The organism is Candidatus Manganitrophaceae bacterium (genome assembly GCA_012960925.1).
Taxonomy (GTDB): domain Bacteria; phylum Nitrospirota; class Nitrospiria; order SBBL01; family JAADHI01; genus DUAG01.
On the sequence record DUAG01000002.1, the window covers coordinates 160,876 to 172,983 of the forward strand.

General features: G+C 50.3%; 14 protein-coding genes and 1 tRNA gene. 14 read left to right on the forward strand and 1 reads right to left on the reverse strand.

What is annotated here, in order from left to right:
- Window positions 1-22 precede the first annotated feature (22 nt).
- The 14 genes from rseP to EYQ01_00825 all read left to right on the forward strand — a co-directional run bounded on the left by rseP (window position 23) and on the right by EYQ01_00825 (window position 11,634).
- The gene (gene rseP / locus EYQ01_00760) at window positions 23-1,099 is read left to right on the forward strand and encodes an RIP metalloprotease RseP (protein ID HIE64346.1); all 1,077 of its coding nucleotides are present in this window, start codon (window positions 23-25) and stop codon (window positions 1,097-1,099) included.
- Window positions 1,100-1,212: 113 nt separating this feature from the next.
- Window positions 1,213-2,448: a flavodoxin-dependent (E)-4-hydroxy-3-methylbut-2-enyl-diphosphate synthase gene (gene ispG / locus EYQ01_00765; protein ID HIE64347.1), complete on the forward strand. Its 1,236-nt coding sequence runs from the start codon at window positions 1,213-1,215 to the stop codon at window positions 2,446-2,448.
- Window positions 2,449-2,491: 43 nt separating this feature from the next.
- Window positions 2,492-4,231, forward strand: a complete 1,740-nt coding sequence (locus EYQ01_00770; GenBank protein HIE64348.1) for a proline--tRNA ligase — start codon at window positions 2,492-2,494, stop codon at window positions 4,229-4,231.
- Between the two features lie 252 nt (window positions 4,232-4,483).
- Entirely contained in the window at window positions 4,484-4,759 is a 276-nt protein-coding gene (locus EYQ01_00775) for an integration host factor subunit alpha (GenBank protein HIE64349.1), read from the forward strand.
- A 234-nt stretch (window positions 4,760-4,993) separates the two neighbouring features.
- The gene (locus EYQ01_00780) at window positions 4,994-5,332 is read left to right on the forward strand and encodes a MerR family transcriptional regulator (protein HIE64350.1); all 339 of its coding nucleotides are present in this window, start codon (window positions 4,994-4,996) and stop codon (window positions 5,330-5,332) included.
- A 1-nt stretch (window position 5,333) separates the two neighbouring features.
- Window positions 5,334-5,410, forward strand: a tRNA-Pro gene (locus EYQ01_00785).
- A gap of 140 nt (window positions 5,411-5,550) precedes the next feature.
- Window positions 5,551-6,351, forward strand: a complete 801-nt coding sequence (gene surE / locus EYQ01_00790) for a 5'/3'-nucleotidase SurE (protein ID HIE64351.1) — start codon at window positions 5,551-5,553, stop codon at window positions 6,349-6,351.
- A 159-nt stretch (window positions 6,352-6,510) separates the two neighbouring features.
- Complete coding sequence (locus tag EYQ01_00795) at window positions 6,511-7,170, forward strand: protein-L-isoaspartate(D-aspartate) O-methyltransferase (GenBank protein HIE64352.1); 660 nt, start codon at window positions 6,511-6,513, stop codon at window positions 7,168-7,170.
- The gene (locus EYQ01_00800) at window positions 7,154-8,647 is read left to right on the forward strand and encodes a cysteine--tRNA ligase (protein ID HIE64353.1); all 1,494 of its coding nucleotides are present in this window, start codon (window positions 7,154-7,156) and stop codon (window positions 8,645-8,647) included. The genes EYQ01_00795 and EYQ01_00800 overlap by 17 nt, the downstream gene beginning before the upstream one ends.
- The gene (rlmB, locus tag EYQ01_00805) at window positions 8,644-9,393 is read left to right on the forward strand and encodes a 23S rRNA (guanosine(2251)-2'-O)-methyltransferase RlmB (GenBank protein ID HIE64354.1); all 750 of its coding nucleotides are present in this window, start codon (window positions 8,644-8,646) and stop codon (window positions 9,391-9,393) included. The genes EYQ01_00800 and rlmB overlap by 4 nt, the downstream gene beginning before the upstream one ends.
- A gap of 3 nt (window positions 9,394-9,396) precedes the next feature.
- The gene (locus EYQ01_00810; GenBank protein ID HIE64355.1) at window positions 9,397-9,834 is read left to right on the forward strand and encodes a hypothetical protein; all 438 of its coding nucleotides are present in this window, start codon (window positions 9,397-9,399) and stop codon (window positions 9,832-9,834) included.
- Window positions 9,835-9,993: 159 nt separating this feature from the next.
- Window positions 9,994-10,266, forward strand: a complete 273-nt coding sequence (locus tag EYQ01_00815) for a hypothetical protein (protein ID HIE64356.1) — start codon at window positions 9,994-9,996, stop codon at window positions 10,264-10,266.
- A gap of 27 nt (window positions 10,267-10,293) precedes the next feature.
- Window positions 10,294-11,256, forward strand: coding sequence for a type II/IV secretion system protein (locus EYQ01_00820; GenBank protein HIE64357.1), 963 nt, complete (start codon window positions 10,294-10,296; stop codon window positions 11,254-11,256).
- A gap of 51 nt (window positions 11,257-11,307) precedes the next feature.
- Window positions 11,308-11,634 carry a hypothetical protein gene (locus EYQ01_00825; GenBank protein HIE64358.1) on the forward strand — a complete coding sequence of 109 codons (327 nt, stop codon included), beginning with the start codon at window positions 11,308-11,310 and terminating at the stop codon, window positions 11,632-11,634.
- A 128-nt stretch (window positions 11,635-11,762) separates the two neighbouring features.
- On the opposite strand, the gene EYQ01_00830 is transcribed toward EYQ01_00825, so the two are convergent.
- Complete coding sequence (locus EYQ01_00830; protein HIE64359.1) at window positions 11,763-11,987, reverse strand: ATP-dependent Clp protease adaptor ClpS; 225 nt, start codon at window positions 11,985-11,987, stop codon at window positions 11,763-11,765.
- Window positions 11,988-12,108 lie beyond the last annotated feature (121 nt).

A 12,108-nucleotide genomic window follows, 5' to 3' on the forward strand; every position in this document is an offset into this window, starting at 1 on the left:
GAACGAACAAAGGAGTTCTGCCATGTTTAGTTTAACGTCCATCGTGGCTTTTGTGCTGGTCCTGGGGGTATTGGTCTTTGTCCACGAGTTTGGTCATTATATTATCGCAAGGTGGTGTGGTGTTCAGGTTGAGACCTTCTCTCTTGGCTTTGGCCCAAAGATATTGTCCAAGAAATGGGGTCCTACCGAGTATTGTGTGTCGATCATTCCCTTGGGGGGCTTTGTCCGAATGCTGGGAGATGATCCGAATGAGGAGGTTGCTCCAGAGGATGTGGAGCGATCCTTTCTTGCGCAGAAGGTGAGTAAGCGGATTGCCATCGTCATCGCAGGTCCGGTTTTTAATCTCCTCCTTGCTTTTTTTATTTTTGCGGGTGTTTTCATGGGAGGTATTCCCCGTCTGACGGCGGATGTCGGAGAGGTCCAGGAGGATTCTCCGGCGGGGCAGGGCGGGATGAAATCGGGTGACCGGATTATTTCCATTGGGGAGCAATCCATTACGGAATGGGAAATGATTCGAGAGGTGCTCCAAAAAGAAGGGGGCCGGGAACTTCGTTTCATTGTGGAACGAGATGGCAGTCAAATGGATCTGATCATTACCCCTGAAATGAAAGAGGTCAAGGATCTCCTGGGCGATCCGAAGATTGTGTGGCTCATCGGGATCATTCCAACGGGAGATTCCTTCAAAATGCACTATAGTGTTTTCAGTGCGATTTCCCTCGGGGCACAGAAGACGGGTGAGGTGATGCGGCTGACGTTTCTCGGAATCGTAAGAATGATTCAGGGGAGAATTTCAAGCGATAATATCGGGGGTCCCATCCTTATCGCAAAACTGGCTGGGGATTCTGCTGCCCGCGGCCTCACGAATGTGGCTTTTTTTACCGCCTTGATCAGTATTAATTTAGGAATCCTCAATCTCCTTCCGATTCCTGTTCTGGACGGAGGTCACCTCCTCTTTTTCACCATAGAAGCGATTCTGGGGCGTCCCTTAAGCTTAAAAAAGAGAGAGATTGCCCAGCAGGTTGGTTTATTCCTGATCGTCTCTTTGATGGTATTCGCTTTCTATAATGACATCATGCGTTTTCTCATAAAACCACAATAGAAGACCCAAGATCAGCGGTTGATCTTGGGTGAAACCGTCAAGTCGTTTGAAATACAAGGCCAGAGGCCATAAGGGCGGCCGAGGCGTACTTACCTGTACGGTGAGAAGACTTTATGGCTGATAACGCAGTATCTTCAGGCGAATCGGCGGTTTCTAATTCCGAAATATCGGAATTAGGGGAAGACAGACATTTGATCAGCAATCTGAAGAGCCTGCGCCGAAAAACAAGACAAATCTCTGTTGGATCCGTCAAGATTGGCGGAGATGCGCCCGTGGTCGTTCAATCAATGACAACGACCGACACGCGCGATATTGCTTCAACACTTGCGGAAATTCATCGACTGGAGGAAGCGGGTTGCGAGATCGTTCGCGTGGCAGTTCCCGACAGCGAGGCGGCTCAAGCACTCCCCAAAATACGGTCACAGATCGGTATTCCCCTGATTGCGGATATCCACTTCGATTATCGTCTGGCCTTGGCAGCGCTGGATGCAGAGGTGGAGGGTCTCCGGCTTAATCCCGGGAACATTGGCTCCCGTGATCGTATCGAGAAGGTGGTCAAGGCTGCGGCGGAGCGGCAGGTCCCGATCCGTATTGGCGTCAATGCCGGTTCATTAGAGAGTGATCTCCTCGAAAAGTATGGGTATCCAACCGCAGAGGCGATGGTCGAGTCGGCCCGGCGGCATGTCGCTATTTTAGAATCACTCAATTTTTTCGACACGAAGGTTTCTCTCAAGGCCTCCCATGTGGGTCTGGCTGTTGAGGCCTACCGGTTATTCTCCAGCCAGTCAGATTATCCTCTCCACCTGGGTATCACTGAAGCGGGGACTCCCATCACTGGGGGTGTTAAATCAGCGGTTGGACTGGGCCTTCTACTGGCTCAGGGGATTGGCGATACCATCCGAATTTCACTTGCGGCGGATCCGGTTGAGGAGGTCCGAGTCGGATTTGAAATCCTTAAAGCGCTTAATTTACGAAAACGCGGGGTCAATATCATTGCCTGTCCGACCTGCGGACGACTGGAGATTGATGTCATCAAGCTTGCGACCCGCCTGGAGCAGAAATTCAGCCATATCACTGAGTCCATAGACATCTCAATCTTAGGCTGTGTTGTGAACGGTATTGGTGAAGGGAAGGAGGCCGATATCGGTATCGCAGGCGGGAGGGGGGTCGGCCTTCTCTTTCGGCACGGGGAGGTCATCCGAAAGGTCCCCTCGGCACAATTAGAGGCGGTCTTGATCGCAGAGGTTGAGCAGGTGGTGAAAGAGCGGCAAGAGAAGAAAAAAGAGGCAGAAACAAAGGAAGGGATAGAACCCCCTGTCCGGCCTGACAAAGATCCAATATTTCAGTAAGGACTTCAAACCACAGCGATTCCTAATGAAAGCGAGCGAATAAATGCGTCATACGAAGGTTTTTATCCCCACGCTTCGGGAAGATCCGGCCGATGCGGAGATCGTCAGTCACCGATTGATGCTGCGTGCGGGTTTGGTTCGTAAGGTATCTTCCGGGATTTATTCCTACCTGCCTCTTGGGTTGCGGGTTCTCTCCAAAATTGAAAGAATTGTACGGGAAGAGATGGACAATGCGGGTGCGCTGGAGGTTCTCCTCCCGGCGCTCCAGCCGGCGGAACTTTGGCGGGAGACAGGCCGATGGGACCAATATGGAAAAGAGTTGATGCGCCTTCAGGATCGGCATGCTCGTGATTTTTGCCTCGGTCCAACCCACGAAGAAGTCATTACAGACCTGGTCCGGGGGGAAATTCGCTCGTATCGTCAGCTTCCTGTCAATCTTTATCAGATTCAGACCAAGTTCAGAGATGAGATCCGGCCCCGCTTTGGTTTGATGCGCGGTCGCGAGTTTATCATGAAGGATGCCTACAGCTTCGATGCCGATGCGGAAGGAGCGAAGGAGAGTTACCGCCGGATGTATGATGCCTATCACCGGATTTTTAAACGTTTCGGCCTTCACTTCCGTGCGGTCGAGGCGGATACTGGCTTGATCGGCGGTTCCTCGTCTCACGAATTCATGGTCCTGGCCAGTACCGGAGAGGAGGGGATTGCCTCCTGCACGGCCTGTGAGTATGCGGCCAATGTAGAGCGGGCCGAGGCGCTTGTAAAGACAGATTCAGAGGGGGTGGAACGGGAAAAGGTTTCTGACAAGAAGCGAGTGGAGACACCTGGCATGAAATCGGTTGAAGAGGTTTCCACTTTTTTGAAAGTGTCTGTAGAACAACTGGCGAAGACCCTCCTCTTTCTTGCGGACGGCCATCCCGTCGCTGTCTTGGTGCGTGGCGACCATCAGGTGAACGAAATCAAGCTCAAACGGCTTCTCAAGGTCTCTGAACTGGTATTGGCGGATACTGAAACCGTTCAGAAGGTCACGGGCGGACCTTCCGGGTTTTCTGGTCCGGTGGGATTGAAGGATGTGGAGATTATTGCGGACCGACTTGTTGAGACGATGATGGATGTGGTTGTTGGGGCAAATGAGAAAGATACACACTATCTTCATGTAAACCCGGAACGGGACTTTAAGGTGGGTCGTTATGAAGACATCCGAAACGTGGTCGCGGGTGATCCCTGTCCACGCTGCGGACAGGCGATTGTAATCGACCGGGGAATTGAAGTTGGCCACGTGTTTATGCTTGGGACCAAGTACAGTGAGGCCATGAAGGCAACTTTTCTTGATCAAAATGGAAAGAAGCAGTTTTTCGAGATGGGGTGTTATGGTATCGGAGTTTCTCGAATCATGGCGGCGGCCATTGAACAGAACCACGATGATAAAGGCATTATCTGGCCGATGCCGATTGCGCCTTTTTCGGTACATGTGATTCCGGTTCAGGAAAAATCGGATCGGGTGATGATGTCTGCTGAATTGATCTACAGCTCTCTTTTACAGGCCGGAGTGGAGACCCTTCTGGAGGATAGAAAAGAACGGATCGGGGTCAAGTTTAATGATGCGGATCTCCTTGGGATTCCTTATCAAGTCATCATTGGCGAGAATAACCTCCATGAAAGTCTCGTCGAGGTTAAAAATCGGCGCACCGGAGAAACGAAAAAAATTGAGGTTGAGAAAATCATAAATTATCTCATCGAACTTCTCGAAGATTCGCCGGACGGTGGTGATTTTTATTTTTGACCTTGTCCCTCTCCGAAACACGCACAGCGAGCGAAATCCCCGTCTCTCTGAACAGGGTTCTTCAAAATCGTCAGTTTTTTATTCCTCAATCGCGGAATGAGGGGCAAACAAAAAACTTGACATTATGGGTAACCTATTGTATTTTATGAGCAATTTTATTCCTTGTCGGATCATTTGATAAGGGAGTCACGGGTGTATTTTCCGTCACACCTTGTCTTAAAGTAGACGGACAGACAACTAAATGAGGTAAGGATGAGAAAAGCCGATATTGCCAACGAGGTTTTTGAAAAGGTCGGTATTTCAAAAAAAGAATCGGCCGATATGCTCGAGGTGATCCTCAATTTGATCAAGGAGGTTTTGAAAAAAGGAGAGACGGTCAAGATTGCCGGTTTTGGAAATTTTATTGTTCGTCACAAGAAGGCGAGGAAGGGAAGAAACCCCAAAACAGGAGAGGAGATCGGGATTTCACCTCGAAAGGTTGTTACCTTTCGACCGAGCCAGGTTTTTAAGAAGTATGTAAACAAGTGAATCCGCATAGCGAGCGAAATCCCCGCCCTCGAGCCAGTCGAAGAAATAAGGAATATACTGCGGGGATGGCAAATAGGCACATTTTCAGATGATAGGCGTTAAATATGGAACTATTCTCCTCAAATCATCTCTTAACTTGTCTCTATTTTCCATTTATTTCCTTGCGACCCTATTTTTCCGTCAGGCTCCTAGGGCGGGAGTCTGACTGAGGCGCATCGTAGTCAGGAGAAGTCGATGCAGGAGAAGTTGTTTTATAAAATAGGTGAAGTCAGCGAGATGACCGGGCTCGAATCGTACGTTCTCCGTTTTTGGGAGACGGAGTTCTCTCGGCTTCGTCCCAGGAAGAGTAAGGGGAATCAGCGTGTTTATACCAGAAAAGAAATTGATCTTATTTTAAGGATTAAAGGATTGTTATATAAAGAAGGTTTGACGATTTCAGGGGCGAGAAGAAGGCTGGTCCGGCCTTCTCGAGCAGAGGGTTTGAGCGTACCCAATGGCAAAATGGGCAAGGTGAATCATGCGATTCACACCGTGAAGAGAGAATTGGAGGAGTTGCTCCACATCTTACGTTGATCGGGGCGTGGCGCAGCCTGGTAGCGCACTCGCTTGGGGTGCGAGAGGTCGCTGGTTCAAATCCAGTCGTCCCGACCAAGGAAAGAAGATCAGCCGGTTGGACCTAGTGTCCAAGAGGCGTGGATACGGGGGCTGTTTCTCCTGGTGTGACTGAAACTTCTAAAAAGCTGCTTGGCAGCTTTTTTTGTTTATGCGTAATAAAAGAGAGTTTTTCTGGTTTGAATAATCCTGTCATATTGGTTTCCAATGATGATGGTGTCCACTCCCCTGGTCTTCATTGTCTGGCAGAAGCGCTCAAAGCCCTGGGAGATGTTACTGTCGTTGCCCCTGACAGAGAGAGAAATGCGGCCAGCCATGCGCTGACGCTTCATAAGCCTTTGCGTGTGGAAGAGGTTCGGTCGAGGGTTTTCAGTGTGAATGGGACCCCGACAGATTGTGTGAATCTTGGCGTACTCCACCTCCTGAAAGGGAAACCTCCAGACCTTGTCGTCTCCGGAATCAATAAGGGGGCAAACCTTGGGGATGATGTCACCTATTCCGGAACGGTTTCAGCCGCCATGGAGGGGACGTTGCTTGGAATCCCTTCCCTGGCCTTTTCCCAACCGGACCTGGACAGAGCGCTTCATACGCAGGGAAAATATCACTTTGAAACAGCGGCCCGTTTTGCCCTTCGCCTGGCGCGTCTTGTCCTGGAACGTGGTTTGGAAAAAGGGAGATTCCTGAATGTTAATGTTCCGAATTGTCCCTCTGAGGATATCCAGGGGGTCCGGGTCACATCCTTGGGAAAACGTGTTTTCGATGAAGGGGCGATTCATGAACAGACGGATCCCCGAGGGAGAAAGTACTATTGGATCGGTTTGAACGGGATGACCTGGGAAGAAGGAAGGAAGAATACAGATCAGGCAGCCCTTGCGCACGGGATAATCTCAGTGACGCCGCTCCATCTCGACTTAACGGATTACCGGGCGCTTGATACCCTTTCTTCCTGGGCTGAGGAACTTCGCGATTCTGAGCACTAACCCTTTGTTCAGGCGAGCGGTTTAATATCGGTACAGTCTTGTATCGACAGGAAGACCTGGCCGGAAACCTGTCAGAACAGACTGTTCCGTCTGACGCTCTCCCGGAAACAAACGAAATCCCTGCCAGTATAACGATGTAAGGAGTGACGAGAGAACGAAATGCTCCATTTTGAAACAGTCCGTCGGCGGATGGTCGATGAGCAGCTTATAAAAAGAGGGATCAAGGAGGAGCGGGTCCTGGCGGCGATGCGAGAGGTTCCCCGCCATCTTTTCGTTGAGGAAGCGCTTCAGCACCGGGCTTACGGGGACTACGCGCTTCCGATTGGGGAGAAGCAGACGATCTCGCAGCCCTACATGGTGGCCTTGATGACGGAGGCCTTATCGTTAAGCGGTTCTGAAAAAGTCCTGGAACTTGGGACCGGATCAGGTTATCAGACGGCCGTATTGGCAGAGTTAAGTGCGCGGGTTTTCTCGATAGAACGCATCAAGGGCCTGGCGTATAAGGCGAGGAAGATACTGGAATCCTTACAGTATCTGAATGTTGTCATTCGTCTGAAGGATGGAACCTACGGCTGGAAGGAGGAGGCCCCTTTTGATGTCATTCTCGTTGCGGCGGGGGCACCTGAAATCCCTATCCGACTGATTGAGCAGCTCAAGATCGGGGGCCGTCTGGTCATTCCGATCGGAGGAAGAGCCTCCCAGGTCTTGAAGCGGGTGGTGAGAGAGGAGAAGGGAATCCTTGAGGAGGAATTGAGCGCATGTGTTTTTGTTCCTCTTGTGGGGGCCTACGCCTGGAAAAGGAATGATGTTACGTATTAACAACTCGCTTTCAGGGAAAAAAGAACCCTTCTCTCCCCGCGTTCCGGGGAAGGTCACGATGTATGTTTGCGGGATGACAGTATACGATGACTGTCACCTGGGCCACGCGCGTTCTGCCATTGTCTTTGATGTCATCAGGCGCACCCTTGAGTACAAGGGGTTTGAAGTTAAATACGTAAAGAACTATACCGATGTCGATGATAAGATCATTGAACGCGCCCATCGGGAAGGAAAAGACTGGAAAGAGATTTCGGAGTCCTTCATCGATTCTTATGAACGGGACATGTCCCGGCTGGGGGTCCATCCTCCATCCATCTCACCCAGGGCGACCGAACATATCGGAGAGATGGTCGGGTTGATTGATCGACTGATCTCAAAGGGCCTGGCCTATTCGGTCGAAGGCAATGTTTATTTTGCCGTGAAAAATTCCCCATCCTATGGCAAGTTGTCGAAACAGAAGCTTGAGGAGATGGAAGCAGGTGTCCGTGTCGAAATCGATCAAAGGAAGCGGAGTCCCTTCGACTTTGCGTTGTGGAAGGGGTCCAAACCGGGAGAGCCGGCCTGGAATAGCCCTTGGGGAATGGGCCGGCCGGGATGGCATATTGAATGTTCCGCCATGGCGATCAAACATCTGGGGGAGACAATTGACATCCATGGTGGAGGGAAGGATTTGATTTTTCCGCACCATGAGAATGAAATCGCGCAATCAGAGGGATATACTGATAAAGAGTTTTCACAGTGTTGGGTCCATCATGGCTTTGTCACGATAGACCATGAAAAGATGTCTAAATCTCTCGGAAACTTTTTTACGGTCAGAGAGATTTTTGAGAAATCATCTCAGTTCTCAGAGGAGATCACGGCAGAAGTTGTCCGTTTCTATCTTCTCTCGACCCACTACCGCTCGCCCATTGACTTTTCTGACTATAGCCTGGGTGTCGCCAAGAAAGGGCTGGATAATCTGTATACCCTTTTTCAAAAACTGGAGGAACTCCAAGAGAAAAAGAAAGAAAGTGGCGATACAAAAAACGGTGAATGGTCCCGGTTTCAGTCTGAGTTTGATGCCGCGATGGACGACGATTTTAATACGGCAAAAGCAATCTCCGTGTTACAGGGCCTACGTGCGGAGGTCAATATTCGGATTACGAAAGGCGATCCATTCAACCTTTCCGACACTCTTTCTCTTTTCAAACGGTGTGGAGAGATCCTCGGTCTCTTCCGGATATCTCCTTTGAGATGGCGCTTTCATGCCTGGGATTCAAAGAAACAGATTGTCGTGCCTGAGAGCGTGGAGATGAACTTGACGTCAGCGGTTCCAATCGTCGTTAATGAAGAGGAGGTTCAGAGCCTGATCAAAGAGCGAGAGGAAGCGCGGCGGAAAAAGGACTGGGCGCGGTCGGATGTCATTCGGGATCAGTTGGCTGCGGCCAGGATTGCGATAGAAGATCGTCCTGACGGGACGACCCGTGTGAAACGATGAATCAAGCACAGCCGATGATTTACGGCGTTAACCCGGTTCTCGAATCCTTACGATCAAATCAGAATTGTCTGAACAAGATTTTTCTCCTTCAAAATCGCCGGGGGAAGGAGATTGAGATGATCCGCTCCCTGGCACGGGAGAGTCACACTGTTCTCTTAACGGCAAATCGAGTTGAACTGGACCGAATGGCCCGGACCACGAAGCACCAGGGGATCGTTGCCATCCTGTCATCAGAACCCTATAGTAACCTGGATGACATTCTGCGGATTGCGAAAGCTGGTAAGGTCCCTCCCTTCCTGGTCATCCTGGATGAAGTCGAAGATCCGAGGAATCTGGGTGCCATTATTCGGACGGCGGATGCGGTCGGAGTGCATGGAGTCATCATTCCGGAGAGAAGGGCAGCCGGCTTAACCGCAGTCGTTTCAAAAGCCTCTGCGGGGGCACTTTCCCATCTCCCGGTTGCGAGGGTTGTTAATCTTTCCACGGTGATCGACCGTTTGAAGGAGGAGGGCCTCTGGATTGTCGGAGTGGACTCCGGAGCTCCGATGTCTTACGATCAGTATGATTTCAAGGGACCAATCGCCTTGGTGGTGGGAAGCGAAGGGAAAGGAATCCGCCGGAAGATCCTGGACCGCTGCGATCAGGTGGTTTCAATGCCGATGAGCGGGCATGTCTCATCGCTTAATGTTTCTGTGGCCTTGGGTATCGTCGCGTATGAGGTACTCAGGCAACGTCGGAAGGAGTGAAGTGTGAATATTTCTAAAGAGATGCATTTGAAAGTGGCTTTTTTCTGGTGGGGAGCCGTTGGGACGATGCTCCTGATCGTTGGGAGTGGCCTTCTTTTCGGAGGACGCTCCCTGAGTGTCCTGAACACAGGGCCAACTTCTCCCGGTACGGCACAGTGGGTGGGGCTGGCGATTGCTTTATGTATCGGTTTTATTAAAGGCCGTTTTGTTTTCAGGAAGGTTGCGCGTCGATATATAAAACGTATCCAGGCGCTTCCGGAAAAGAGTCCCGTCTATATGACCTTCAGTCTCAAGAGTTGGGGCCTTATTCTCTGCATGATGGCGCTTGGGATGATATTGAGAGCACTGGAGACCCCTCATTTGGTTCGAGGCGTTATTGATATCGCCGTGGGACTGGCCCTTGTCCTCGGGAGCAAGAACTACCTGATTCACCCGTCGTAACGACTAAATTCCCACCAAATTCGCTCGCTCCTTGCCTTTCTACCCATTCGCGGATAACATTATCCATGAAGCAGAACATCTTGTTTTTGATAATGTCCTGGAGAGCCAGTTGGGGATAGAGTATGTTACCTTAGAGACCACCCCGATGTCTCTGAAACTCTGGCCCAGAAATATATTTGCATCCCGATCAACGTGAACAGAAGGTATCTTTCCGTTGCGATGGCGGATCCCCTGGATTATGAGTGTATTAAGGATATTGGTTTCCACAGTAATTTTGAGGTGAAGCCTCTCATCTCTACCCGGGAAGAGATCCTGAACGCGATTCAGCAACACTATAATTTAGGCGATTCTGTTGAAAATATCATCCATTCCACCGATGGCAGGTTTGAGGACTCCAAGATAGAAATCCTCCCTACCGTCTCTCATGGCTAGACCGTTAGCTCAGATGGCTCAGAAGACTTGAAGAAAAAGAGCCAGATGGCGCCGATCGTAAAACTGTTCAATCTTATATTCATTAAGGCGGTGTCCGCGAGGGCGAGCGATATTCACATCGATGCGCTGCGAAAGAGTCTGTCTGTCCGCTTCCGGGTGGATGGCATCCTGAGGGAAGAGATGAATCTTCCGAAGTGGGTCCAGGGGGCGCTTGTCTCGAGAATCAAGGTCCTTGCCTCACTTGACATCTCAGAACGCCGCCTTCCGCAGGATGGTGCCATCCGAATCCGGCTCGATAACCGTGATATTGACTTGAGAATTTCCACGCTCCCGACCAACTATGGAGAAAAGGTCGTTATCCGCATTCTGGACCAGTCGACCGTTCCGACCAGCTTGACGGGGCTGGGCCTGGGCGAAAAGGAATTAAAACAGCTTGAGGACTTATCCGGGAAGAAGCAGGGAATTCTTCTGGTCACCGGTCCGACCGGGAGTGGAAAGACCTCGACCCTCTATGCCATTGTCAATAAGATTCGTTCTGAAAAAATCAATATTATGACTGTTGAAGACCCGATTGAATATGATATCGAGGGCCTTAATCAGATACAGGTCAAACCTGACATTGGATTGACCTTCGCCAATTGTCTTCGTTCCATACTCAGGCAAGATCCCAACGTCATCCTTGTGGGAGAGATCAGAGATCTTGAAACGGCGGAGATTTCAATCCGGGCGGCCATGACGGGGCATTTTGTGGTCAGCACGCTTCATACCAATGATTCGGTTTCAACCATTGTGCGCCTGTTGGAGATGGGAATACCGAGATATATTCTTTCCACCTCCCTGGTGGGCATCGTTGCTCAGAGACTGGTGCGAAAGATATGCACGAAATGCCGGGAAGAGGTTCCAGTTGATAAGGAGCGTATCAAGAAGATCGAAAGTCATATTGACCCCGCTGCTATTTCCCGTTCCTATTGCGGGAAAGGGTGCCAATAGTGCAAATTTACCGGCTTCCGTGACCGCATTGGGATTTTTGAGATACTCCCCTTGGGACCGAAGGTGAAAGAGGTGATTTCTTCTGGTGGGAGTGAGGAAGAGGTTCGACGTGCTGCTGAGCTTCAAGGAATGAAGACCATGGCCGAAGAGGGTTTTTCAAAGGTCAATGCAGGGATTACTACGCTGGAGGAAGTCCTTCGGGTCATTGCACTGGAGGATGACATCAAGACTCCCTGCCCAAGTTGCGGAAAAGTTATTCACCTGGATTTTATTGCCTGCCCCTACTGTAAATATGACGGCCAGTCCAGTTGTCCGTCCTGCCAGAGACGGCTTCAGGATGAATGGGTGGTCTGCCCCTACTGCAAGCAAGATTTATAAACCGTCGATTTTCCTGCAATACTGCGTCATCGGTCTTTTTGACTCCTCAACGTACAAGGTGTACGCTTCGGTCGTCAAAAAGACCTCTGGCCTTGTCTTGCAGATGACTTGACGGTTTACTTTAGAAATTACCCCGCCTGTTCGATTTCGACAATCAAGTTTATCTCTTTTAAAATATTGGCCACTCTTTCACATTCTTCCCTTGTCCCGGTAAAACAGGCGGCGCGGCCTTTCGTGTGGGCCACCATTGTGATCTCGAAGGCGACCTGTAGAGAGGCCCCGGTCGCCTTTTGGACCTGAAAGATGACGGCGTCGATGGGATGATGCTCATCGGTAATCCCCCCATTAATAATGGTTCACAGAAGTAGAGCCTGTGTTGCCAGCGTCAATTTTTGATAGGGTGTAATTCCTCCAATCGCCATATTAGGCCGATTATTGTTGTAAAGCCATAACCATCGTGTCGCAGTTTCTTGT

What these genes read in the sequence shown, in the direction of transcription:
- EYQ01_00800 (HIE64353.1), top strand. Translation starts at nt 7,154, where the DNA reads ATGATGTTACGTATTAACAACTCGCTTTCAGGGAAAAAAGAACCCTTC.
- EYQ01_00770 (HIE64348.1), top strand. Translation starts at nt 2,492, where the DNA reads ATGCGTCATACGAAGGTTTTTATCCCCACGCTTCGGGAAGATCCGGCC.
- rseP (HIE64346.1), top strand. Translation starts at nt 23, where the DNA reads ATGTTTAGTTTAACGTCCATCGTGGCTTTTGTGCTGGTCCTGGGGGTA.
- ispG (HIE64347.1), top strand. Translation starts at nt 1,213, where the DNA reads ATGGCTGATAACGCAGTATCTTCAGGCGAATCGGCGGTTTCTAATTCC.
- EYQ01_00775 (HIE64349.1), top strand. Translation starts at nt 4,484, where the DNA reads ATGAGAAAAGCCGATATTGCCAACGAGGTTTTTGAAAAGGTCGGTATT.
- rlmB (HIE64354.1), top strand. Translation starts at nt 8,644, where the DNA reads ATGAATCAAGCACAGCCGATGATTTACGGCGTTAACCCGGTTCTCGAA.
- EYQ01_00780 (HIE64350.1), top strand. Translation starts at nt 4,994, where the DNA reads ATGCAGGAGAAGTTGTTTTATAAAATAGGTGAAGTCAGCGAGATGACC.
- EYQ01_00795 (HIE64352.1), top strand. Translation starts at nt 6,511, where the DNA reads ATGCTCCATTTTGAAACAGTCCGTCGGCGGATGGTCGATGAGCAGCTT.